Source organism: Marininema halotolerans (genome assembly GCF_900116235.1).
Classification (GTDB): Bacteria; Bacillota; Bacilli; order Thermoactinomycetales; family DSM-45169; genus Marininema; species Marininema halotolerans.
Genome location: NZ_FPAA01000009.1, coordinates 17,002 through 38,625 on the forward strand (window position 1 = coordinate 17,002; position 21,624 = coordinate 38,625).

30 protein-coding genes are annotated in these 21,624 nt (G+C 45.7%); 4 read left to right on the forward strand and 26 right to left on the reverse strand.

Annotated features, from left to right (window positions below; translation table 11 throughout):
* Window positions 1–62: 62 nt before the first annotated feature.
* The 23 genes from secY to CHX35_RS12120 all read right to left on the reverse strand — a co-directional run bounded on the left by secY (window position 63) and on the right by CHX35_RS12120 (window position 12,042).
* Window positions 63–1,358 (reverse strand): preprotein translocase subunit SecY, encoded by a 1,296-nt coding sequence (gene secY / locus CHX35_RS12010; protein WP_091837778.1) that lies wholly within the window; start codon window positions 1,356–1,358, stop codon window positions 63–65.
* Window positions 1,358–1,798: a 50S ribosomal protein L15 gene (rplO, locus tag CHX35_RS12015; RefSeq protein WP_091837780.1), complete on the reverse strand. Its 441-nt coding sequence runs from the start codon at window positions 1,796–1,798 to the stop codon at window positions 1,358–1,360. Before rplO ends, secY begins: the two co-directional genes overlap by 1 nt.
* 42 nt (window positions 1,799–1,840) lie before the next feature.
* Complete coding sequence (gene rpmD, locus CHX35_RS12020) at window positions 1,841–2,029, reverse strand: 50S ribosomal protein L30 (RefSeq protein WP_091739371.1); 189 nt, start codon at window positions 2,027–2,029, stop codon at window positions 1,841–1,843.
* A 13-nt stretch (window positions 2,030–2,042) separates the two neighbouring features.
* Window positions 2,043–2,540 (reverse strand): 30S ribosomal protein S5, encoded by a 498-nt coding sequence (rpsE, locus tag CHX35_RS12025; protein WP_091837782.1) that lies wholly within the window; start codon window positions 2,538–2,540, stop codon window positions 2,043–2,045.
* Window positions 2,541–2,557: 17 nt separating this feature from the next.
* Window positions 2,558–2,926 carry a 50S ribosomal protein L18 gene (rplR, locus tag CHX35_RS12030; RefSeq protein ID WP_091837783.1) on the reverse strand — a complete coding sequence of 123 codons (369 nt, stop codon included), beginning with the start codon at window positions 2,924–2,926 and terminating at the stop codon, window positions 2,558–2,560.
* Window positions 2,927–2,953: 27 nt separating this feature from the next.
* Window positions 2,954–3,490: a 50S ribosomal protein L6 gene (gene rplF / locus CHX35_RS12035; protein WP_091837785.1), complete on the reverse strand. Its 537-nt coding sequence runs from the start codon at window positions 3,488–3,490 to the stop codon at window positions 2,954–2,956.
* Between the two features lie 30 nt (window positions 3,491–3,520).
* The gene (rpsH, locus tag CHX35_RS12040) at window positions 3,521–3,919 is read right to left on the reverse strand and encodes a 30S ribosomal protein S8 (RefSeq protein WP_091837786.1); all 399 of its coding nucleotides are present in this window, start codon (window positions 3,917–3,919) and stop codon (window positions 3,521–3,523) included.
* A 27-nt stretch (window positions 3,920–3,946) separates the two neighbouring features.
* Window positions 3,947–4,132 carry a type Z 30S ribosomal protein S14 gene (locus CHX35_RS12045; protein ID WP_091837788.1) on the reverse strand — a complete coding sequence of 62 codons (186 nt, stop codon included), beginning with the start codon at window positions 4,130–4,132 and terminating at the stop codon, window positions 3,947–3,949.
* Between the two features lie 76 nt (window positions 4,133–4,208).
* Complete coding sequence (gene rplE / locus CHX35_RS12050) at window positions 4,209–4,763, reverse strand: 50S ribosomal protein L5 (RefSeq protein ID WP_176392059.1); 555 nt, start codon at window positions 4,761–4,763, stop codon at window positions 4,209–4,211.
* A 21-nt stretch (window positions 4,764–4,784) separates the two neighbouring features.
* A complete protein-coding gene (gene rplX / locus CHX35_RS12055; protein ID WP_091838008.1) occupies window positions 4,785–5,138 on the reverse strand; it encodes a 50S ribosomal protein L24 in 354 nt (117 codons plus the stop codon).
* A 71-nt stretch (window positions 5,139–5,209) separates the two neighbouring features.
* Window positions 5,210–5,578 carry a 50S ribosomal protein L14 gene (gene rplN, locus CHX35_RS12060; protein ID WP_091837791.1) on the reverse strand — a complete coding sequence of 123 codons (369 nt, stop codon included), beginning with the start codon at window positions 5,576–5,578 and terminating at the stop codon, window positions 5,210–5,212.
* A gap of 31 nt (window positions 5,579–5,609) precedes the next feature.
* Entirely contained in the window at window positions 5,610–5,873 is a 264-nt protein-coding gene (gene rpsQ, locus CHX35_RS12065) for a 30S ribosomal protein S17 (protein WP_091837793.1), read from the reverse strand.
* Window positions 5,870–6,082, reverse strand: coding sequence for a 50S ribosomal protein L29 (gene rpmC, locus CHX35_RS12070; protein WP_091739347.1), 213 nt, complete (start codon window positions 6,080–6,082; stop codon window positions 5,870–5,872). The genes rpsQ and rpmC overlap by 4 nt, the downstream gene beginning before the upstream one ends.
* On the reverse strand, window positions 6,072–6,506 hold the full coding sequence (gene rplP / locus CHX35_RS12075) for a 50S ribosomal protein L16 (RefSeq protein ID WP_091837794.1): 435 nt from the start codon (window positions 6,504–6,506) through the stop codon (window positions 6,072–6,074). Before rplP ends, rpmC begins: the two co-directional genes overlap by 11 nt.
* 2 nt (window positions 6,507–6,508) lie before the next feature.
* Entirely contained in the window at window positions 6,509–7,168 is a 660-nt protein-coding gene (rpsC, locus tag CHX35_RS12080) for a 30S ribosomal protein S3 (RefSeq protein WP_091837796.1), read from the reverse strand.
* 13 nt (window positions 7,169–7,181) lie between these two features.
* Entirely contained in the window at window positions 7,182–7,526 is a 345-nt protein-coding gene (gene rplV, locus CHX35_RS12085) for a 50S ribosomal protein L22 (RefSeq protein ID WP_425435356.1), read from the reverse strand.
* Between the two features lie 30 nt (window positions 7,527–7,556).
* Window positions 7,557–7,838, reverse strand: coding sequence for a 30S ribosomal protein S19 (gene rpsS, locus CHX35_RS12090; protein WP_091837799.1), 282 nt, complete (start codon window positions 7,836–7,838; stop codon window positions 7,557–7,559).
* 45 nt (window positions 7,839–7,883) lie between these two features.
* Window positions 7,884–8,714, reverse strand: coding sequence for a 50S ribosomal protein L2 (gene rplB, locus CHX35_RS12095; RefSeq protein WP_091837800.1), 831 nt, complete (start codon window positions 8,712–8,714; stop codon window positions 7,884–7,886).
* A gap of 26 nt (window positions 8,715–8,740) precedes the next feature.
* Window positions 8,741–9,031, reverse strand: a complete 291-nt coding sequence (gene rplW / locus CHX35_RS12100) for a 50S ribosomal protein L23 (RefSeq protein WP_091837802.1) — start codon at window positions 9,029–9,031, stop codon at window positions 8,741–8,743.
* On the reverse strand, window positions 9,028–9,654 hold the full coding sequence (gene rplD, locus CHX35_RS12105) for a 50S ribosomal protein L4 (protein ID WP_091837804.1): 627 nt from the start codon (window positions 9,652–9,654) through the stop codon (window positions 9,028–9,030). Before rplD ends, rplW begins: the two co-directional genes overlap by 4 nt.
* A gap of 25 nt (window positions 9,655–9,679) precedes the next feature.
* A complete protein-coding gene (rplC, locus tag CHX35_RS12110) occupies window positions 9,680–10,303 on the reverse strand; it encodes a 50S ribosomal protein L3 (RefSeq protein WP_176392060.1) in 624 nt (207 codons plus the stop codon).
* Between the two features lie 36 nt (window positions 10,304–10,339).
* A complete protein-coding gene (rpsJ, locus tag CHX35_RS12115) occupies window positions 10,340–10,648 on the reverse strand; it encodes a 30S ribosomal protein S10 (protein ID WP_091837807.1) in 309 nt (102 codons plus the stop codon).
* 533 nt (window positions 10,649–11,181) lie between these two features.
* Window positions 11,182–12,042, reverse strand: coding sequence for a DUF6612 family protein (locus tag CHX35_RS12120; RefSeq protein WP_091837808.1), 861 nt, complete (start codon window positions 12,040–12,042; stop codon window positions 11,182–11,184).
* A gap of 506 nt (window positions 12,043–12,548) precedes the next feature.
* Between CHX35_RS12120 and CHX35_RS12125 the strand changes: the two genes are divergently transcribed.
* From CHX35_RS12125 to CHX35_RS12135, 3 genes are all read left to right on the forward strand, one after another.
* A complete protein-coding gene (locus CHX35_RS12125; protein WP_091837810.1) occupies window positions 12,549–13,511 on the forward strand; it encodes an alpha/beta hydrolase in 963 nt (320 codons plus the stop codon).
* 176 nt (window positions 13,512–13,687) lie between these two features.
* Window positions 13,688–14,197, forward strand: a complete 510-nt coding sequence (locus CHX35_RS12130; protein ID WP_091837812.1) for a GNAT family N-acetyltransferase — start codon at window positions 13,688–13,690, stop codon at window positions 14,195–14,197.
* A 323-nt stretch (window positions 14,198–14,520) separates the two neighbouring features.
* Window positions 14,521–14,895: a hypothetical protein gene (locus CHX35_RS12135; protein ID WP_091837814.1), complete on the forward strand. Its 375-nt coding sequence runs from the start codon at window positions 14,521–14,523 to the stop codon at window positions 14,893–14,895.
* Between the two features lie 76 nt (window positions 14,896–14,971).
* On the opposite strand, the gene CHX35_RS12140 is transcribed toward CHX35_RS12135, so the two are convergent.
* Window positions 14,972–16,927: an alkaline phosphatase D family protein gene (locus CHX35_RS12140; protein ID WP_140413615.1), complete on the reverse strand. Its 1,956-nt coding sequence runs from the start codon at window positions 16,925–16,927 to the stop codon at window positions 14,972–14,974.
* A 321-nt stretch (window positions 16,928–17,248) separates the two neighbouring features.
* Between CHX35_RS12140 and CHX35_RS12145 the strand changes: the two genes are divergently transcribed.
* Window positions 17,249–18,154, forward strand: a complete 906-nt coding sequence (locus CHX35_RS12145) for a glycerophosphodiester phosphodiesterase (RefSeq protein ID WP_091837817.1) — start codon at window positions 17,249–17,251, stop codon at window positions 18,152–18,154.
* A gap of 61 nt (window positions 18,155–18,215) precedes the next feature.
* Here CHX35_RS12145 and CHX35_RS12150 read toward each other — a convergent pair whose 3' ends face one another.
* Both CHX35_RS12150 and CHX35_RS12155 read right to left on the reverse strand, forming a co-directional pair.
* A complete protein-coding gene (locus tag CHX35_RS12150) occupies window positions 18,216–19,247 on the reverse strand; it encodes a beta-propeller fold lactonase family protein (protein WP_176392061.1) in 1,032 nt (343 codons plus the stop codon).
* A 230-nt stretch (window positions 19,248–19,477) separates the two neighbouring features.
* Window positions 19,478–21,493 (reverse strand): glycerophosphodiester phosphodiesterase family protein, encoded by a 2,016-nt coding sequence (locus tag CHX35_RS12155; protein WP_091837820.1) that lies wholly within the window; start codon window positions 21,491–21,493, stop codon window positions 19,478–19,480.
* Window positions 21,494–21,624 lie beyond the last annotated feature (131 nt).

A 21,624-nucleotide genomic window follows, 5' to 3' on the forward strand; every position in this document is an offset into this window, starting at 1 on the left:
CTGCCTTCGCAGCTGGTAAGCTCCGATTTATGCATGATCCCCGGAAGGGATCCGGGGTAGCATTATTTGTTGTTGATAAACCCTTTATAGTGACGCTTAATCAGCTGGCTCTCAATGGTTTTCATCGTCTCCAATGCCACACCGATAACGATGAGGATCGACGTCCCACCAATACGAACCGAGTCAGGCAAGCCCGCCAAGGTACTAAAGAACACCGGTAGAACAGCGATTGCCGCCAAAAAGAGTGCTCCGGCAAGGGTAATTCGGTTCATGATCCGAGTCAGGTACACGGTGGTGTTTTTACCAGGGCGAATCCCTGGAATGTAGCCGCCGTTTTTCTTCATCTGATCAGCCAACTGAACCGGGTTAATCTGCACAAACGTGTAGAAATACGTAAACCCGATAATCAGAAACACATACAAGACCGTACCCAGCGGTGCTCCAAGAGTGAAGTTTGCCGAGATCCAATCCGCAAAGGCATTACCCTTCCAGAACTGAGCGATGGTGTACGGAAAAAGCAACAAGGACATCGCAAAGATGACAGGAATTACCCCAGCGGCATTCACTTTCATCGGAATGTGGGTGGACTGTCCACCATACATTTTCCGACCTACCACGCGCTTTGCATACTGCACGGGAATTTTACGAATACCCTGTTGGATAAAGATCACACCGGCAATCAAGGCGACTACGACAACCAAAATTAGAACGGCTTCCACGATCCCTAGAAAAACCTGATCTTCCTTCTTCTCAAATAAGGTCGTGTAGATCTGCCCCATACTCGAAGGAATCCCAGCGATGATCCCGCCGAAAATGATGATGGAAATCCCATTACCAATTCCCTTTTCCGTGATTTGCTCCCCCAACCACATCAGGAATGCTGTCCCCGTGGTTAGTGTGAGGGCAATCAACGCATAGGTAGAAACGTCCGTTGACTTGAGAAGCTGAAATTGGTTCCCAAAACCGATCGTCAATCCAATGGACTGAATTAACCCTAAGACAATGGTTCCATAACGCGTTACTTGCCCTAATTTACGACGGCCGACTTCCCCTTCCTTCGCCCATCTTGCAAAGGCAGGAATCACATCCATCGTTAACAGCTGCACGATAATCGACGCTGTAATATACGGCATGATCCCCATTGCAAAGATCGAGAAGTTAGCGAGCGCGCCCCCTGAGAAGGTGTTGATCAATCCAAATGCACCGGATTGCTCAGACATCTGTTGCAACGCAGTACTGTCTGTGCCCGGTACTGGAATAAAAGCACCGATCCGAAAAACAATCAACATTGCAAGTGTGAAGAGTATCCGACGACGGAGATCCTCCACCCTCCAAATATTACTTACGGTTTGAAGCATCAGAGCACCTCCGACGTACCTCCGGCTTTTGCAATCTGTTCAAGAGCCGCTTGCGAGAACTTGTGCGCTTTAACAGTCAGCTTCACTTTCAGTTCTCCGCTTGCGAGCACTTTCAAACCGTCCTTCATGTTCTTTACAACCCCTTGTTCCTTAAGAAGCTCAGGAGTTACTTCTGTACCTTCCTCGAAACGGTTTAAGTCATCAAGGTTGATCACTGCGTACTCCTTACGGTTCACATTGGTGAAACCGCGCTTCGGCAACCGGCGGTATAGGGGATTCTGACCACCTTCAAAGCCAGGGCGTACACCACCACCGGAACGAGCTTTTTGTCCTTTGTGCCCTTTACCGGAAGTTTTACCTTGGCCAGCGGAGATCCCACGACCCAAACGCTTACGATTTTTACGAGCACCAGTAGCAGGTTTTAGCTCATGGAGATTCATTTCCTTGCACCTCCTCTATCGATCTCTCTTCGCAAAGAAGAATTATTGTTGAACTTCTTTTACTTCGAGCAAGTGAGAGACTTTCTTGATCATCCCGCGGATAGCGGGGCTGTCATTCTGGATCACAGTCTGTTCCCGTTTCGTCAGCCCGAGAGTACGAACGGTTACCCGCTGGGTTTCCGGACGGCCGATCAGGCTGCGTTTGAGGGTGATAGCCAGTTTGTTTGCCACGGTCAATCCCTCCTTATCCCAGCAGTTCCTCGACGGATTTTCCGCGCATTTTGGCTACATCTTCTGGCCGCTTCATGCTTTGGATACCTTGTAGGGTAGCACGAACCATGTTAATTGGGTTGTTCGAACCCAACGACTTGGTCAAGATGTCACCTACACCAGCAACCGTCAGAACGTCGCGGACAGCACCGCCAGCGATAACCCCAGTACCTTTGGAAGCGGGTTTCAACAATACGCGGCCAGCGCCAAAGCGTCCGATCGTATCATGAGGAATCGTTGTTCCTTGAAGAGGAACAGTGATCATGCTGCGTTTTGCTTCTTCTACGCCTTTACGAATCGCTTCGGGTACTTCAGTTGCTTTTCCGTAACCTACGCCCACTTTACCTTTCCCATCGCCAACTACGACTAGAGCGGTAAAGCTGAAGCGACGGCCGCCTTTAACAACTTTCGATACGCGGTTAATTGAGACGACCTTTTCAACCAAGTCATCCTTGGCCTGATCGTTGCGCATGCTTCTACCTCCTTTGCTCAAAACTTGAGACCTCCTTCACGGGCACCTTCAGCCACTGCTTTAATCCGGCCATGGTAGATGTAGCCCCCACGGTCAAAAACCACAGTGTCGACCCCTTTTTCGATAGCACGCTTCGCGAGAAGTTCGCCCACTTTCCGGGCAGCTTCTACGTTGCCACCGTAAATTCCGCTCTCCTTCAACTCAGCATCCTGGGTAGAGGCTGCTGCTAAAGTAACGCCTTTGGTATCATCAATCACTTGCAGATAGATATTACGAGCTGAACGAAATACGTTCAAGCGTGGACGTACGCTCGTGCCCGTCACTTTCTTACGTACCCGCAGATGACGACGTTTCCGGCTTTTGCTCCGATCGAGCTTGCGAATCATGCCGCATTCACTCCTTTCCTATCCATCTTACTTACCGGTCTTCCCTTCCTTACGACGCACATGTTCGTTAGCGTAACGAATCCCTTTACCTTTGTAAGGTTCAGGTTCGCGAACCGAACGGATTTTAGCAGCTTGAGCGCCTACTTTTTCCTTATCGATTCCCTTTACGATCACTTGCGTTTGGCTCGGAACATCCAGCTCGATCCCTTCCTGCGGATCGATTTCGACTGGGTGTGAGTAACCTACGTTCAGAACAATCTTGTTGCCCTTTTTCGTAGCCCGGTAACCGACACCCACGAGCTCCAAGGATTTCTGGTAACCGTTGGTTACACCTTCGATCATGTTGGCAACGAGGCTACGGATTGTACCATGTAGAGCACGATGTTTACGATGCTCACTTGGCCGTTCCACAAGCACTTCGTTCTCTTCCACCTTGATCGTGATTTCTGGATGCAATGTACGGGTGAGGGAACCTTTCGGTCCTTTCACGCTGACAGTCGATCCATCCAGCTTCACTTCCACTCCAGCAGGAATGGAAATCGGTTTTCTACCGATACGGGACATCTGCGTTCACCTCCATCCTTTCCGGCGACTTTACCAGATATAAGCTAATACTTCGCCGCCCACTTTAGCACTACGGGCTTCTTTATCCGTCATAACCCCTTTAGAGGTTGATACAACGGCGATCCCGAGGCCACGCAAAACGCGGGGGATCTCATCATATTTCGCGTAAACGCGAAGTCCAGGTTTACTGATCCGTTTTAGTCCAGTAATCACCCGGGAGTTATCTGCTCCGTATTTCAAGAAAATACGGATGATCCCTTGTTTGCCATCTTCGACATACTCCGCATCGCGAATAAAGCCTTCACGCTTTAAAATTTCAGCTAGGTCCCGCTTCAACTTGGAAGCCGGCACCTCCAGGCTTTCATGCCGAACCAAGTTAGCATTGCGAATACGAGTTAGCATATCAGCAATCGGGTCAGTCATCACCATGCCGGGTTCCCTCCTTCCACTTCTAAATTACCAGCTCGCTTTTTTGACACCGGGAATCTGACCTTTATAGGCCAACTCACGGAAACAAATCCGGCAGAGACGAAACTTACGAATGACGGAGTGAGGACGTCCACACCGTTCACAGCGAGTGTAGCCTTGCACTGCAAACTTCGGTTTGCGATTCGCCTTCACAACCATTGATTTCTTGGCCAACGGATTCCCTCCTTATTAAGAGAAGTTGGCGGCGTTGCCGCTCTATAATACAGATCTGGTTTTAACCAGGTAATGTTTATTGCTTACGGAAAGGCATTCCCATTTGGGTGAGAAGCTCGCGCCCTTCCTCATCGTTGGTCGCGGTGGTTACAATTACAATGTCCATCCCGCGAACTTTGTCCACTTGATCGTACTCGATCTCAGGGAAAACCAACTGCTCCTTCAGGCCTAGGGTGTAGTTCCCACGACCATCGAAGGCTTTCGGAGAAATCCCACGGAAATCACGTACACGAGGTAGAGCAATGTTGATCAACCGATCCAAAAAGTCATACATCCGTTGTCCACGTAGGGTTACTTTCGCTCCAATTGGCATCCCTTCACGTAGCTTAAAGCCAGCAATGGACTTTTTAGCACGGGTGATGACGGGTTTTTGACCCGAGATCGTCGTCAAGTCTTCCACTGCTCCGTCAAGCACCTTCGGATTGACAACCGCTTCTCCGATCCCCATGTTGATAACCACTTTTTCGATCTTCGGCACCTGCATGGAAGATTTATATTCAAACTTCTTCATTAGCGAGGGCGAGATCTCTGCCTCATAGCGTTCTTTGAGACGTTGTGCCAAGGTCTCCATCCTCCTTTCCGGTCAACGCGATTACTTATCCAGTACTTCGCCAGATTTTTTTGCGTAACGGACTTTTTTCTGACCGTTTTTGCCATCGATCATTTTATAACCAATCCGAGTCGGGACTTTCTTCTTCGGATCTTCAATCATCAAGTTGGAAATGTGAATGGCTGCTTCCTGTTCGATGATGCCACCTTGTGGGTTGATTTGGGAAGGGCGGGTGTGGCGTTTTACCATGTTCACACCTTCTACCAAGGCACGACCTTCGTTCGGGAATACTTTTAGGACACGGCCTTTGGTGTAAACCGTCTTTCCATCCTTATCCCGGGTCGGCGCTTCTTTCCCACGCATCACGATCACAGTGTCGCCTTTTTTAATGTGCAACTTGTTCGGGCGCTTGGCCTCCATGCTCGGCACCTCCTCTTCCGGGAGTTCACGTTTCTAGCAACCAAAACTTAGATTACTTCCGGTGCTAGTGAAACGATTTTCATAAATTCATGTTCGCGTAGTTCCCGGGCGACCGGTCCGAAGATCCGGGTGCCACGAGGGCTTTTATCATCCTTGATGACAACCGCAGCGTTTTCGTCAAAACGAATGTAAGAACCATCCTGACGGCGAGAAGAACGCTTCGTACGTACAATTACGCACTTCACGACTTCCCCCTTCTTGACAACGCCCCCGGGTGTAGCTTGTTTTACCGTAGCGACGATGATGTCACCGATCCCGGCGTACTTACGCTTGGATCCACCCAGTACTTTAATGCACATGAGTTCCTTTGCGCCAGAGTTATCAGCAGCGCGCAGGCGGGTTTGCGCTTGAATCATCGGTCTCCCTCCTTCCGCCAGTCAGTTGAACTTAAACGATTACGGATTCTTCCACGATCTCAACGAGACGCCAGCGTTTGTCTTTTGACAGCGGCCGCGTTTCCATAATGCGAACAACATCGCCCAACTTCGCTTTGTTCTCCTCATCATGTGCTTTAAACTTCTTGCTATATTTCACACGTTTGCCGTACAGACGATCTTTTTTATAGGTTTCCACCGCTACGACGATCGTTTTGTCCATCTTGTCGCTGACGACTTTACCTAGACGCACCTTACGGTTATTGCGCTCGGTCATGCCTGTTTCCTCCTTTCGATCCCTAGCTCGCGCTCCCGCACCACGGTTTTGGCACGGGCGATATCTTTGCGCACTTGACGGATCCGGGCCGGATTGTCCAACTGGCCGGTCGCAGCTTGGAACCGGAGGTTGAACAGCTCTTCTTTCAAAGAGGTCAGCTTCTGTTCGATCTCTGCGGTGGTCATATCAAAGAGCTCTTTAGCCTTCATTGCTTCCACCACCCGCTTCGTCACGTATTACAAATTTCGTTTTCACTGGCAGTTTCATCGCTGCTAAGCGTAACGCTTCACGAGCGACTTCCTGAGGAACACCCGCCAGTTCAAACATGATTTTACCAGGCTTTACAACGGCTACCCATTTTTCAGGGGACCCTTTACCGGAACCCATCCGTACTTCGAGAGGCTTTGCAGTGACCGGTTTGTCTGGAAATATTTTGATCCAGACTTTACCGCCCCGTTTAATATAACGAGTCATCGCAATACGCGCCGCCTCGATCTGACGGTTAGTGATCCAGGATGCCTCAAGAGCCTGCAAGCCGTATTCACCGAAGGCTACTTCCGTACCGCCTTTTGCTTTCCCTTTCATGCGGCCACGGTGTTCTTTCCGATACTTCGTCCTTTTAGGCACCAGCATGGTCACTTACCTCCTTCCGCATCTCCCTTTTTCTTCGTCGGGAGTACTTCACCACGGTAAATCCACACCTTCACGCCGATACGACCGTATGTGGTGTGAGCTTCCGCAGTACCGTAATCAATATCCGCGCGTAGCGTATGAAGTGGTACAGTTCCTTCACTATACCCTTCAGAACGTGCAATGTCAGCGCCACCGAGGCGACCAGACACTTGGGTACGAACCCCTTTAGCACCAGAGCGGAGTGTGCGTGTGATGGTTTGTTTCATCGCACGACGGAAAGAAATCCGACGCTCCAGTTGTTGAGCGATGTTCTCTGCCACAAGGCGAGCATCCAACTCAGGGTTTTTAATTTCGTTAATGTTAATGTGAATCTTCTTCTCCGTCAGCTTGTTCAGCTGCTGGCGCAAGGTTTCCACCTCAGAACCGCCCTTCCCGATCACCATGCCGGGCTTGGCAGTGTGGATGGTCAAGTTAACGCGGTTTGCAGCGCGCTCGATCTCCACAGTGGAGACAGCCGCGTCTTTAAGCCGCTTCGCCAGGTATTCACGGATTTGAATATCTTCGTGCAACATGTTTGCGTAATCCTTGCCGCCAAACCACTTGGATTCCCAATCGCGGATAACGCCAACACGCAAACCTACCGGGTTGACCTTCTGACCCACGTGCTATCCCTCCTTATTTTTCAGATACAACCACTGTAATGTGGCTGGTCCGCTTGTTAATTCTGCTTGCCCGACCTTGCGCCCGGGGGCGGAACCGTTTCATGGTTGGTCCTTCATCAACCATCGCCGTCTCTACCACGAGATTGTCGGGATTCAGGCTGTAGTTGTGCTCCGCATTTGCGATTGCCGATTTCAAAACCTTTTCGATAATCGGGGACGCTGCGCGGGGTGTGAATTTTAAAATGGCCAAGGCCTCACCCACGGACTTACCGCGGATCAGGTCGATGACCAGACGCGCCTTGCGAGGTGCGATCCGCACTTGGCGAGCCATCGCCTTAGCTTGAGTCGCTTCCATCATCTGACCTCCTCTCTATCAGCCGAGCTTGGGTTAGCGTTTACGCGTTTTCTTGTCGTCCCCAGCGTGGCCTTTGAAAGTCCGAGTGGTGACGAATTCTCCCAGCTTATGGCCTACCATGTCTTCCGTTACGTATACAGGTACGTGTTTGCGACCATCATAAACAGCGATCGTGTGGCCGACAAAATCCGGGAAGATCGTAGAACGACGAGACCAAGTTTTAATCACTTTCTTCTCATCATTCTCGTTCAGCTGCGCCACTTTTTTCAACAAATGATCGTCTGCAAAAGGCCCTTTTTTCAGGCTGCGACCCATGCATTCAACCCCCTTTCCAACATTGCGCGCGTACGAGCGCGAAAATTACTTCTTACGACGACGCACAATATATTTGTCGGACGGCTTGTTCTTTTTACGGGTCTTATAACCAAGAGTCGGTTTACCCCAAGGAGTAACTGGAGATTTACGACCGATTGGCGCACGACCTTCACCACCACCGTGGGGATGATCGCTCGGGTTCATTACAGAACCACGGACGGTCGGGCGAATACCCTTCCAGCGAGAACGACCCGCTTTACCGATGTTAATCAGTTCGTGGTCTTGGTTCCCTACTTGACCGAGAGTTGCGCGGCATTGACGTTGTACCATGCGGGTTTCCCCGGAGGTCAAACGTAGGATGGCATATTTACCATCTTTACCAAGCAACTGTGCAGAAGTACCTGCAGCACGTGCCATTTGGCCACCTGCACCTGGCTTCAGCTCGATGTTGTGAATTGTGGAACCAACTGGGATGTTTTCGAGTGGCAATGCGTTTCCTACTTTGATGTCTGATTCAGGACCCGACACGATGGTGTCGCCCACTTTCAATCCTTGCGGATGAAGAATGTAGCGCTTTTCACCGTCCACATAGTGGATCAAAGCAATGTTCGCAGACCGGTTTGGATCGTACTCGATCGTAGCAACCTTGCCGGGAATGCCGTCTTTGTTCCGTTTAAAATCGATAATCCGATACTTACGCTTATGTCCGCCACCTTGATGACGCATCGTCAGCCGACCTTGGTTATTGCGGCCAGCTTTTTTCGTCAGCGGAGCAAGCAAGGTTTTCTCTGGAGTCGAAGTCGTGATCTCTTCAAAGGTAGAGACCGTCATTTGACGTCGACCAGGAGAAGTCGGTTTAAAATGCTTGATTCCCATGGGTGTTTTCCTCCTTTACCCTAAGATTAGCCTTCGAAGATCTCGATGCCTTTGCTGTCTTCAGTCAGCTTGACAATCGCTTTTTTGCGATCGGAGCTCCGGCCAGTGTGACGACCAAAACGCTTCGGCTTCCCTTTGACACGCATCGTGCTGACCTGATCCACTTTCACACCGAAGATCGATTCGATTGCTCGTTTGATTTCGGATTTGTTCGCTTTCAGGTCTACTTCAAACGCATATTTGTTTTGTTCCATGAGGTCAGTGGTCTTCTCCGTCACAATCGGACGACGGATGATATCGCGAGGATCTCTACTCACTGTCCCAGCACCTCCTCTACGCGAGACACCGCATCCTGAGTGATGATAAGCTTATCGTAGTTCAATACGTCTAGGACGTTTAGCCCTTCCGCATCGATAAACTTCACACCAGGGATGTTCCGCGCGGACAACACCACGTTCTCATCAAATTCGCGTCCTACGACCAAAGCTTTGCGATCAGCCTTCAAATTAGTAAGGACCTTTGTCATTTCCTTGGTCTTAGGAGCGTCAAAGCTCAATTGATTGAGAACCACTACCCCGTCGTTCTTCACTTTTGAAGAAAGCGCGGAACGGATCGCTAAGCGGCGCACTTTTTTCGGCATTTTAAAGCCATAGGAGCGCGGGGTTGGACCAAATGCCACACCACCACCCACCCAGATCGGGGAACGGATGCTACCGTGACGGGCACGCCCGGTTCCTTTTTGTTTCCACGGCTTGCGGCCACCACCGCGTACAGCGGAACGGTTTTTGACAGCATGGGTACCGCGACGCAAAGAAGCTTGTTGCATCACGACAGCTTCATGAAGTACAGCTTCATTGGGCTTAATCCCGAAGACAGAAGCGGATAATTCCAATTCGCCTACTTGGCTGCCGTTCATGTCGAGTACGTTTACTTTAGGCATGACGTCTCCTCCCTTCTCGGTGAAATTACTTGCCTTTCACCGCAGATTTAATCATTACGTAGCTGTTTTTCGGGCCCGGGACTGAACCTTTTACAAGGATCAAATCTTTATCGGTATCCACCCGAACGATCTCCAGGTTTTGGATGGTTACGCGGTCCGTACCCATCCGACCTGCCATCTTGTGACCCTTGAATACGCGCATCGGATCGACTGCGCCCAAGGAACCAGGACGGCGATGGAAACGAGAACCGTGAGACATCGGTCCACGGGAGAAATTATGCCGTTTGATCGTACCAGCAAAACCTTTCCCTTTAGACGTGGCGGTGATATCTACTTTCTCGCCTGCTTCGAACAAGTCTGCTTTTAGCTCTTGGCCAAGTTCAAAGTCGCCTTCCATACCGCGAATTTCGCGAACGAATTTCTTAGCGGTAGCGCCAGCTTTTTTCACATGACCTGCTTCTGGCTTGCTTGCTCGGTGTTCTTTTTTATCAGCAAAACCGATCTGAATAGCTTCATAGCCATCGATGCTCGCTTCTTTTTTCTGAAGCACAGCACAAGGACCGGCGTTGATAACTGTCACAGGGATCGAGGTGCCATCTTCGGCGAATACCTGCGTCATCCCCAATTTTTTACCGAGAATTCCTTTCACGTCGTACACCTCCTGTCGGCAGTTTCAATGGAACAATTAGAGTTTGATTTCAATGTCGACGCCGGACGGCAAGTCGAGGCGCATTAGCGCGTCCACAGTTTGCGGAGTCGGGTTGACGATGTCGATCAGCCGCTTATGGGTGCGCATCTCGAACTGCTCACGCGAGTCCTTATATTTGTGAACCGCACGTAGGACCGTGTACACTGCACGCTCTGTAGGGAGCGGAATGGGTCCAGATACATCCGCCCCCGTCCGATTGGCCGTATCGACAATCTTCTCTGCCGACTGGTCCAATGCGCGGTGGTCATACGCTTTAAGGCGAATGCGAATCTTTTGCTTTGCCATGTATGCCCCTCCTTTTCGCTCATTTTCTCGGAAACGAACTTGCTCCACGGAAATTAGCCCGACAACCACCCATGGCAAAGGGGCCGGGTGTGTCGGCAACCTTCCGCATCATCGCCGTCCATGACCAACATTCCTCATTATACGGGAATTGCCTGGTCATTGCAAGAAAAAACACGCCTATAACATCGGATTTACGAGAGTGTCGTACCTCTGTCACAGACTGGCGCCTTTTCATTGCTAGTGGACAACCCTATGTATCCTATCATGGTAGGTAGGGTCGTTGCAAATCTTTGGGAGTGTAAAGGTTTGGAAGGAAGCCCGTTCGCTATATGAAGGACCCTGACACCCTTTTTATGGATAGGATCTCTTCATTAATTAGGTATGCTCGTTTATAATGCGTCTCCCCAAAATGACCTTGTGTGTATCTAATAACCGTTCCTTCCTACTCAGCAGCCTAAGGAAATTACCCGTTGTATGATCGCTTATCGCCTAGCAACAAAAATAGCCCCCGTAAGGGCTACTTTCGAAACCTCCTATTGACGCGAGGGGTTAACGAGAGGGGCTTTTTTCGCTTTATCAGGAATGACAATGTTGTGAGCCTCCCCTTCTAGATTCGAATGGGAAGTTTGTTTCACATGCAGGGTTTCTTTATCCGATAAGGACATACTAAAATTCAGGTTTTGATCCAGATCGGTTAAGCGTTTTGTTTTTTTATTAACAGTAAACTTCATCTCTAAATCAGTTAGCGCAACTTTTCCTTTAAGTCCACTTGACTCCAATTTTTTAATATTATTTTCAGCATATTTCATAAAAGGCTTAATGTTCTCTTCCCCTTTTAATTTAATCCCCACTTGATAGGAGCTTCCTGTTTCCTTTACGGTCACCCCTTTTTTCTGTTCAGATGCAACTGTGAGAATTTCCTTAGGATCTAAGTAATCGTCCTGCATACCGAATTCCTGAGCCATCTTTTTATCCAAATTAGTCCGTATCCAACCATTGGTCATCTCTGAGAAAACATACATTTTGTTATCCTTAAGAATCACTTTGGTATCCATTTTTTTCTTTTTACCATCCATGTTCATGTTGATTGCCATATCAGCATAGTATAGGGTGTCCGTGACGTAATCCATGGTACCTGTTACCTCAGTCGTCATCGAACCATCTTGACCAGGAGCCGTCATCTTCTGATTGGCATCCATTTTCCAGCGATAACTCTTCATTTCTTTCATCGCTTTTTTAGATTCTGTCAAAATAGATTGCGCTGACTTTTCTTTATTCTCCGTAACTTTCTGATCATTGTGCTTAACCTTTTCTCCTGAGGATGGTGTAGTACATCCTGCCAAAAGTAAAAGCCCCGACAATAGTAAGACACTTGCACGATTCAAGCTCTTCATCCACGATCTACTCCATTTCCGATTCAGATATTAGTAAATCCCCCATAAGCCAACTTATCTAGTATCCCAAAAAATCGCCATAAAAAGAAGGCATTATACAAAAATTAGTAGAACCAACTTTAGCTAATCGAGACTGTTAACATCATGCATTTATGAATGCTAGTTTGTTGTCATAACAAGCATGCAAATTCGCCCCCAACCACCATCCTATAAAAAAACGGTGGGCACAGTAAACAAAGGCAGCCAGGATTTAGCGGTTGCCACTGAATGCGTACCATAACGACTCGACTTATAAAAGGTGCGGTATGTTTCTATTGCCTCAATTGCTCGTTATATCAGTATAGGTTGCTTGCCTTTTCAATCCAAACCTGGAACCCTCCTCTGAGGGGGATATCCCATACATACTTCACATCCCAAAATCACACCAATTTTAAATCCAATATGATATAATGAGAATCAATCTCAATTAGACGAAAATACCAATTTTGAAAGAGTGGTTTCGGACCATGGTAGATAAAGATATCCAAGATCTATTGAAGGAAATAGGAATCGAGATGAAACAACTAAATCACCCCAGTTTAACCGATCTTACACCCGAGCAATGCAGGCATTTCTATTTAGAAGGATTAAAGTTTTTCAAAACGGAAAAAATCAAAATTGCTCATGTGATCAATCGAACCATCGAGCACGACGGTTATGCGATACCCATTCGTATCTATGCTCCGGAAACGGAAGGTGAGAAACTGCCTATCCTCACATATTTTCATGGGGGTGGATGGTTATTTGGGGACCTTGAAAAAGATGATAATCTCTGTCGGATGTTTGTTAAGGAGTGCAATGTTATTGTTGTATCCATTGATTATCGCCTCTCCCCAGAGTGGAAATATCCAACACCCTTAAAGGATGCCATAACATCCGTGAAGTGGATATTTGAAAACGCAATCGCATTGGGAGGAAACCCTGATCGCATATTCTTATGTGGGGAAAGTTCAGGGGGCAACCTTGCAGCAGCCACGTGCCTAAAGCTTCGAGATGAAGGACACAAGTTGCCTATGGGTCAGCTACTTATCTGCCCTGCACTCAACTGTAACTTTGAGACAGCATCCTATAACGCGGGCTATGCGTATAATTTAACGAAGGAAAAAATGCAGTGGTTTTGGAATCATTATCTTGAAAGCCCTGATCATGGGTACGATCCTTACGCATCCCCTTTGCTCGTCGATGATGCAAAGGGACTTCCACAGACTATGATCGTTACAGCCGAGCTCGATCCCTTACGAGATGAAGGGGCTGCTTATGCTCAGAAGCTCAAAGGCTCCAATGTACCTGTCACCTACCTATGTTTTAAAACCATGGTCCATAGCTTTCTCCATATGCATGCGCGATCACCAAAAGCAAAGGAAGGATTGAATACAATCCTTCATCACCTTCGAATCATGATCGACGCAAAACCATTACCTGTTAGATAAACCATGTGGTATTAAGGAAGGGACGACTCTTAGTCGTCCCTTCCTTAATATATGCAAGAATACTCCAATTCACCTATCCATTTTTATTTTCAATAAAGTATAATTATATTTTATTTTACGTTATTTATAATATATAATATCTTTATGTTTCTTCAAACAAAAAGGAGGTCACTTTTATGTTTATTCGTAAGGCAACCATCGACGATGCACCCAAAATTGCAAATGTTCAAGTAGAAAGCTGGAAAAGTACCTATGCTGGAATCATCCCCCAGGACTACCTTATCGCTTTATCCTTTGCCGAGAAGGAGTTACTCTGGCGTAAAGTAATCACAGCGGGGAAAAGTAGCACCTGGGTTGTGGAAACTCCCTCCCAAGAGGTTATTGGATTTATCAATGGAGGCCCTGAGAAAACCGGGGAATTTTCCTATCCGCACGAATTATATGCCATCTATATTCTGAAAGAACACCAGCAAAAAGGGTTGGGGGTTCAACTAGTGAATCAATTGTCGACTGAAGGCATTCACTCCTTTGTCGTATGGGTATTAGCAAAAAATCCTTCTTGCAAATTTTACGAGAAGTTAGGGGGTACGAAAATAAAAACTGAGTTCGTCACGATTGGCGGAAAAGATCTGGAAGAAGTCGCCTATGGCATTACCCTTCCTAAATCCATCGATTACAGATGCTAACTCTATATTGGATTTTTGTAAAGATAATGGATAAGTAATGCATAAATTATCGTATAAATTTATTGGTTAGGGAACTCACTAACGATTTTTTCTTTATCAAATGGCTATAGAACCATACTTAGAGCAAATTAATAAACACCCCCCTGATAACTTGGTTTTATCTTCTGTTTTGGCTATTTATTAGCTCAATATTATATAAATTAAATTACAAACTTTTGAAATTGATGTACTTTGTTAAATCGATTGAATCATCCTTACGGTGCTGATAGAATCAATTTCGTAGCACCGAATTAGAAAAATTAGGTTATGGAGGAGATTCTACGATGAAGAAGAAACTTTTTCTGTCTCTAGCTGCAAGTGTTGCTCTATTTACGGGTGTAACGAATGCCTATGCTGCTACAAGTGCTGTCGACATTTCCCCTGGTCAAACGTTAGTGGATGGACCTGTTTCCTACTTAGACGGAAATATTGCTATTTCTTCAAATAACCGCGGTGATGAAGATGTCATCCTACGCGTGCGGGAAGACATATGGGGTTACGATCGTGTCGTCTCCGAAATGCGTGTGAGTGCCCATAGCTATAAGAAAATTTACAAAAAAATGACGGGTCATTATTATGTGGAATTAGAATGTGCTTCTGGTGACGATTGCTTTGCATGGGGAAGTATGACGGATAATGAAATTCGTACGGGTGAATAATAGTTATGATGTTATAAAAAAGGATCAAGGCATGGTACTCATGCCTTGATCCTTCATTATATCTAGGGGATACAACTTACCCTTTTAAGATACGAAGTTCTGCCCGATCACGGGGAACCTCACATTGGAACAACAAGCTCTTCCCACTCGGTGTTTTGGATTTTATATCCTTTACACTGTAGGCAGACCAGGTTGCTTTATTGTGAGACAACTCCATAATCGCGTACCCATAGTCAATACTGTTGAAAAGCTTTAACCAGGGATTCTCCAAATGAATCAGCTTCGATAGCTTCTCAATCATTCCATCGATTAGATGATCCGCTAACTTCCCTGCCTGTTCTCTATTTTGCAGGCTTTTTTTCCTTGTTTTATCAACGTGATCTTCTTCATCTAACTTTTTGAAGAGTTCTTCAAAACGGTCTTTAGGAATCGGATACGAATTGGAGGACTTGACGCTTTTTTTCTTAGCAAAGGGCAGGACATCGTTTACTTTATCCTTGACCATATCGGCAAAATTTCCTGAGCTGATCGCTCCCACCATGAATTCTACACCTAACGCATCCTTGTCATGGTCTTTTTTATAGTTATCCTTAATCAGAGCAGCTTCATAGCTATGCAAATCCCCAGTGAGTGTAATCCAATTGGATACCCCCGCCTTTTTTAGTTCAGAGGTAATCATTGCCCGTTCGCCACTATACCCATCCCAGGCATCGAGATTCATATACCGCCCAAGGATTTTCATCGGGGTAAACTGAACCCCATTTGCCCATATTTTCCAAACATTCTTAGAATTTCTCATTTGATTAAGCATCCAATCCCGCTGATTGCTAATGGAATTTCCTAGCATGGATTGTTTGGGGTCAAACATCTTCTTGCATCCCTTAGCAAAGAACTTGTCCGAGGTATCACTACCACAAGGAGGCGCTGACCGATAGAGACGCTCATCCGTTAGGATAATTTCTGCAAGATTTCCCAAGGAAAAGGAACGATAAATTCGAAAGTCCGTAAAACTCTTATTCTTATCAAACTTCACCCTTGCCGGCGTATATTCAAACCATACTTGGTTCGCAATAAACCGTCTAGTTGGGTTGGATTCATGGGTATCATCTGGCGCCATCGCAGGGAAGTAGGAGTCATTGGCAAATTCATGATCATCCCATATCGCAATCATGGCGTGATTTTGATGAAGGAGCTGCATGCTCTCGTCTGCTTTTGCTAATTGGTAAAGCAAACGGTAGTCCTCAATGGTTTTCGCATGCTTGCCTCCACTGGGAAGTTGAATCCTTCGATCGGACACATTCCCATACTCAACCTCAGCATAGATGTAATCCCCTAAGTGGACAAAGAAGTCAAGCTCTTCTTCAGCGATAAAGCGTGGTGCATGAAAATATCCATTCGTATAATCCTGACAAGTTACATAGGCAAATTTCGTTGAAGAAAGGTGTGCACCGACTGGCGGTAGCGTCTTAAACCGTCCCGTTTGGCTGACAAGCCCTGACTTGGTAATAAACCGATAAAAATAAGTCCGTTGTGGTTGCAATTGCCCATCCAAATCAATTTTTACGACATGGTCAAAGGCACTCCATATGGGAGTATAGCAGCGTAGGGCAAGGTTTTTAAATTGGGGGTCTTCCGATACTTCCACCATAATAAATTGGCCTGCTTCAATGGCCTTACGTACACCGTTATTTGGGGGCTTCGACCCATCATCAAGCCATTGAACCAATCCATTATTAAAATTAGAGTCCGTAACCCCTACTCCTTCGGTCCCTGGATCCACCCGCGTCCATAAAATTGCCCCAGTCGAAGTCGGATCTCCAGAAGCTACCGATTGGCGGAACCCCTTTCCGATCGCTTGCTTCGGTTGAAAGATGGGCAAATCAAAAGCTTGTAATGTCGGACCTTTTTTTTCATCTGCAAAAATCTTAGTAACCAATCCTCCGCTCAAGCTTTGCGCAACAACCATTGCTGACCCCGTCAACAACGACTTGAGAAATATTCGTCTACCCTTGTCGAAATCATTTGAATCCACGAGTAGTCCCCTCTCAGCTTATTGTGCTAGATTGTTTTTCAGATTGTAAACTGAAGTTACCCTTCCTATTGTAGGACAAGCGCTGAAAGGGGTTCAACTTTTATTTTTTTACAATTACATTTAATTATTGTGAAGACACCTCCTCAGTTTGGAAGAAAACGTAAGAGGTGTTGGTGTATACGAATAATTTAATATTTTATTTTATGTACAAAAACCCTTCATTTATTCGATTTCCACATGCATTTCTCATGCCCAGTCAGGTATGACCTTGCAAAAGTGGAGAAAACTAATACCCATTCTCAATCCATATGGAGGGTTCTCATGATAACGAACCAAAGAAAATCCAGCAGGTGGTTGGCGATCATTGGCACTTCTACCATCCTAATTTTTTTGAGTTCCTGCGCGCAACCAAATGCTTCATTAACCCCATCCAAAACGAAGACCGTCCTTACCATTGGCCACCGTGGTGCATCAGGCTATGCCCCTGAGCACACATTCTCCTCGTATGAGCTGGCTAAAAAAATGAAGGCAGACTACCTAGAAATTGATCTTCATCGCACGAAGGATGGAAAATTGGTAATCATTCATGATGATACCCTTGACCGTACCACCAATGGTACAGGACCTGTGAAAGATCACACCCTCGCTCAAATCAAAACCCTTGATGCAGGAAGTTGGTTTAATCAGGCCTACCCAAAGCTAGCCAATAAAGAATACGTAGGACAAAAGGTTCTCACGTTAGATGAAGTTCTCGATTACTTTGGTAATGGCGCGAAGTATTATATTGAAACCAAAGCACCTGAAGTCTATCCCGGCATGGAAAAAGAGTTATTAGCCACACTAAAAGCCCATCACCTTTTGGATCAATCCTCTCTAAAAAGCAAACAAGTCATTATTCAATCCTTCAGTGCAGACAGTCTTAAGAAAATCCATCAGATAAATGATCAGGTTCCCCTTGTTCAACTGCTATGGTATACAGAAAAAGGACTGGGTCAGATTAGTGAAAAAGAAATGAATATCTATGGTAATTATGCTTTTGCCGTGGGTCCTAACTTTGAGAAAATCGATAAAAAGTTTGTCGATAAGGTTCATCAACATGGATTTGCGATTCATCCCTATACCATTAATGAGAAAAAAGCAATGAAAAAAGCACTGGACTGGGGCGTCGATGGTATGTTTACCAACTATCCTGACCGTCTTCAAGATGCTCTTAAAAAACGCAAGTAAGCATCATAAAAAAACTGCCTCGAATTTGGGCAGTTTTTTTATGATGCTTTCGTGAATCCTTTTAGAACGGGTTGACTCGTATCAGCGATAAGGTATTTCCTCTTGCGTTGGAGACATATGCGCGAGTGCCATTCCGAAAGAATTTAAGATCGGATGGCCCTCTGCCAACCCGAATCCTTCTTGTTAGGATGTTGTCACGGGTTCGGATCACTGCTACCGTTCTGCCACCATAATTGAGAACATAGACAAGACCACCTTTTTCAGAGATCTCGAGGGATCTTGGTCCTCGTCCGACAATGATGTTCTTGATGACCCGATTGTCCAATGCACGAATGATCGACACCGTATTTTCCCCAGAGTTTGTAACATATACATATTGACTATTTGACGAAACGGCACTCGCATAAGGCTCCTTACCAACACGAATGGTATGGATCACGACATTATCGATGGTTCGGATAACCGATACGGTCCCTGCTGTACCATTCGTAACATAAGCGCGTAATCCATTCGGGGCAACAAACACATTCCCTGGACCTACGCCCACAGGAATTGTTTTAATTACCTGATCATCACGCGTGCGAATCACAGACACGGTATTGCTATCAAAATTAGGAACATAAAGACGTCGCTCCGTCGGATTGAATCCCATATTGATGGGTGTTTTACCCACTCGAATGTTTTTGATAACGGTATTATCCAATGTCCGAATGACGGATACCGTTCGCCCTCCTAAATTGCCAACATAGACTCTTCTTCCATTGCTAGCCACTTCAATATCCGCCGGACCTCTCCCTACCCGGAGTATTTTCACAACCTGATTATTACGAGTCTGTATCACGGATACCGTATTATCACCAAAATTCCCTACATAGAGAAATCTACCATCCACAGACAGTTCAGCATCCATCGGATTCTTTCCCACCGGAATGGTTTCAATGACGACGGAGTCACGAATGCGAATCACCGATACCGTGTTACTCTCTTGATTGGCGACATAGGCACGACGCTTATCCTTTGAAATCGCAATTTCTCTTGGCCCTTTTCCCACTTTAATAAATTTAATTGCATTCACATTCACAAGGGATGACATTGATTCACTCTCCATATTATAGTATTTATCTATTATATGGATTCTCATTTATGTTGGAACTGGTAGAAGACTAACGTTGACTCACTCGATACGATTACCCATGATCACTTTCTTAGAGTAACAAATTAACCCTATTTGCCAACATTCATGCCTTTCCTTACGTTACAAGTGGAATAATTAAAAAGCCAAGCTTTATTTTGCTTGGCTTTTTACGAACTACATTTGTTCGTTTAATGTTCAGCAAACCACTTTACTGCACCCCCTGGATTGTCTGTAAATATTCCGTCTACCCCCAACTTCTTCGCTTGATCCCAATCCGCTGACTGATTTAACGTAAATGTAAAGAAGGGGATTCCAACCTTATGAAGTTTGCTAATATACCCTTTTTTATCAGCAATTGAGGCAAATGTATTTTTATAATCATCGTTGTTTTTATATCTCAGTTGGAAAGATGCTAGTCCCAATCGTTTACTGATATTAATAGGATCATTAGGATCATTGGTATCCTTAATATCCTGGGTTGCCCAGTATAACATGGTACGTGGAATTTCAGGTGCAATGGTTTGTGCAGATTGCAAAATCAATTCATCAGAACACTCAACAATCACTTGATCTTCCATTTCACGACTCGAAATCTTATCAAGTATTGCCTTAATACCCTCTTCTGAAACGGGTTTTTTAATTTCCAAAAGTAATATGGTTTTATTCTTGGAGCTCTTTATTAGGTCCAAAGTTTCTGCTAATGAAGGAACCTTTTCTACTTTTTCTTTATCGCCAGCATTTAATGATCGAATCTCTTCATAAGTGTAATCAGATACTTTTCCCTTATGATCGGTTGTACGATCAACCGTCGGATCATGCATAATGACTGGGACTCCATCAGATGTTAAGCGCGTGTCCGTTTCAATGAATGGAGCCTTTACACTTATTGCGCTCTTAAATGCGGCAATCGTATTTTCTGGAGCCGATACAGCATTTCCCCGATGGGCTACGACCAATGGATCAGCTGAGTGCATGAGTGATGGATACTCTTTGATTTTGCTAACTTTTACGTTGTCAAAGGATACCGTTGCTCCATTTACAATCAATCCGAGTACCCCTGTAGATGGACGCGGGATTTGTATCTCTTCGTAAACAAATTGGTCATTTAGATACCATCGTGCTCGCTTTCCCTGAACTTCAACAGCCACATGAACCGTTTTATTCACCCCAGCATCAATGGGAGCTGCTGTATTGGAGATTGGCCCCCATCGATTATCCTCATTATCATATCGTTTTGAAAAGCCGATTCCATTGGAAGCAGTACTTCCACTACGAAGGGTTGCTTGATACCAAGGCGCTTCACCTGATGCTGGAATATCCAAGGCAAGCCCCGTCCACCGAGTTGACTCTAACACAGACTCAAATTGTAGATCGGCCTCGAATCGGTAGTTTTCCATCGGAGAACCAAACGTGATCCGAGAAATTTCTTCTTGGCTTTTGGATGTACCTACTAATTTACCATCCTCTACTTGCCAATCACCTTCAATGGCTTTCCACCCCGATGGCAGTTGATTATCATTAAAGTCTTCGTTCATTACGTAATTAATGACTTTATTAATTTTACTCACTTTTACATTGTCAAAGGATACCGTTGCCCCATTTACAATCAATCCAAGTACCCCTGTAGATGGACGCGGGATTTGGGTTTCTTCTAACACAAATTGATCATTGAGATACCATCGTGCCTTCTGCCCTTTTACTTCAACAGCGACATGAACCGTCTTCTTCACCCCAGCATCAATGGGAGCTGCAGTATTGGAGATTGGCCCCCATCGATTATCCTCATTATCATATCGTTTTGAAAAGCCGATTCCATTGGAAGCAGTACTTCCACTACGAAGGGTTGCTTGATACCAAGGCGCTTCACCTGATGCTGGAATATCCAAGGCAAGCCCCGTCCACCGAGTTGACTCTAACACAGACTCAAATTGTAGATCGGCCTCGAATCGGTAGTTTTCCATCGGAGAGCCAAAGGTGATCCGAGAAATTTCTTCTTGGTTTTTGGATGTACCTACTAATTTACCATCCTCTACTTGCCAGTCACCTTCAATGGCTTTCCACCCCGATGGCAGTTGATTATCATTAAAGTCCTCACTAATGACGTATGAAGGATCAGCAGGATCAGCACTCGCTATATGTTTAGATGAATCCCACCATGATAACGAAATAAAAAGTGCCAACAATATTACTGAAAGCTTTTTCAAAATAACCCCACCTATTTGTTTTAATTACTATCAACAAACTAACAAAGATTAAGTTAGCTTTCTTAGTATAGGGTAATCAAGTTATTTAGTCAATTAATATTTTATTAAAACAGTTTAAATATAAAAATAAT

Excerpts from the sequence above, each read along its gene's own strand:
- secY (WP_091837778.1), bottom strand. The coding sequence starts at position 1,358 with ATGCTTCAAACCGTAAGTAATATTTGGAGGGTGGAGGATCTCCGTCGT.
- rplO (WP_091837780.1), bottom strand. The coding sequence starts at position 1,798 with ATGAATCTCCATGAGCTAAAACCTGCTACTGGTGCTCGTAAAAATCGT.
- rpsE (WP_091837782.1), bottom strand. The coding sequence starts at position 2,540 with ATGCGCAACGATCAGGCCAAGGATGACTTGGTTGAAAAGGTCGTCTCA.
- rplR (WP_091837783.1), bottom strand. The coding sequence starts at position 2,926 with ATGATTCGCAAGCTCGATCGGAGCAAAAGCCGGAAACGTCGTCATCTG.
- rplF (WP_091837785.1), bottom strand. The coding sequence starts at position 3,490 with ATGTCCCGTATCGGTAGAAAACCGATTTCCATTCCTGCTGGAGTGGAA.
- rpsH (WP_091837786.1), bottom strand. The coding sequence starts at position 3,919 with ATGGTGATGACTGACCCGATTGCTGATATGCTAACTCGTATTCGCAAT.
- rplE (WP_176392059.1), bottom strand. The coding sequence starts at position 4,763 with ATGGAGACCTTGGCACAACGTCTCAAAGAACGCTATGAGGCAGAGATC.
- rplN (WP_091837791.1), bottom strand. The coding sequence starts at position 5,578 with ATGATTCAAGCGCAAACCCGCCTGCGCGCTGCTGATAACTCTGGCGCA.
- rpsQ (WP_091837793.1), bottom strand. The coding sequence starts at position 5,873 with ATGACCGAGCGCAATAACCGTAAGGTGCGTCTAGGTAAAGTCGTCAGC.
- rpmC (WP_091739347.1), bottom strand. The coding sequence starts at position 6,082 with ATGAAGGCTAAAGAGCTCTTTGATATGACCACCGCAGAGATCGAACAG.
- rplP (WP_091837794.1), bottom strand. The coding sequence starts at position 6,506 with ATGCTGGTGCCTAAAAGGACGAAGTATCGGAAAGAACACCGTGGCCGC.
- rplV (WP_425435356.1), bottom strand. The coding sequence starts at position 7,526 with ATGATGGAAGCGACTCAAGCTAAGGCGATGGCTCGCCAAGTGCGGATC.
- rpsS (WP_091837799.1), bottom strand. The coding sequence starts at position 7,838 with ATGGGTCGCAGCCTGAAAAAAGGGCCTTTTGCAGACGATCATTTGTTG.
- rplB (WP_091837800.1), bottom strand. The coding sequence starts at position 8,714 with ATGGGAATCAAGCATTTTAAACCGACTTCTCCTGGTCGACGTCAAATG.
- rplD (WP_091837804.1), bottom strand. The coding sequence starts at position 9,654 with ATGCCTAAAGTAAACGTACTCGACATGAACGGCAGCCAAGTAGGCGAA.
- rpsJ (WP_091837807.1), bottom strand. The coding sequence starts at position 10,648 with ATGGCAAAGCAAAAGATTCGCATTCGCCTTAAAGCGTATGACCACCGC.
- CHX35_RS12120 (WP_091837808.1), bottom strand. The coding sequence starts at position 12,042 with ATGAAGAGCTTGAATCGTGCAAGTGTCTTACTATTGTCGGGGCTTTTA.
- CHX35_RS12125 (WP_091837810.1), top strand. The coding sequence starts at position 12,549 with ATGGTAGATAAAGATATCCAAGATCTATTGAAGGAAATAGGAATCGAG.
- CHX35_RS12130 (WP_091837812.1), top strand. The coding sequence starts at position 13,688 with ATGTTTATTCGTAAGGCAACCATCGACGATGCACCCAAAATTGCAAAT.
- CHX35_RS12135 (WP_091837814.1), top strand. The coding sequence starts at position 14,521 with ATGAAGAAGAAACTTTTTCTGTCTCTAGCTGCAAGTGTTGCTCTATTT.
- CHX35_RS12145 (WP_091837817.1), top strand. The coding sequence starts at position 17,249 with ATGATAACGAACCAAAGAAAATCCAGCAGGTGGTTGGCGATCATTGGC.
- CHX35_RS12150 (WP_176392061.1), bottom strand. The coding sequence starts at position 19,247 with ATGTCATCCCTTGTGAATGTGAATGCAATTAAATTTATTAAAGTGGGA.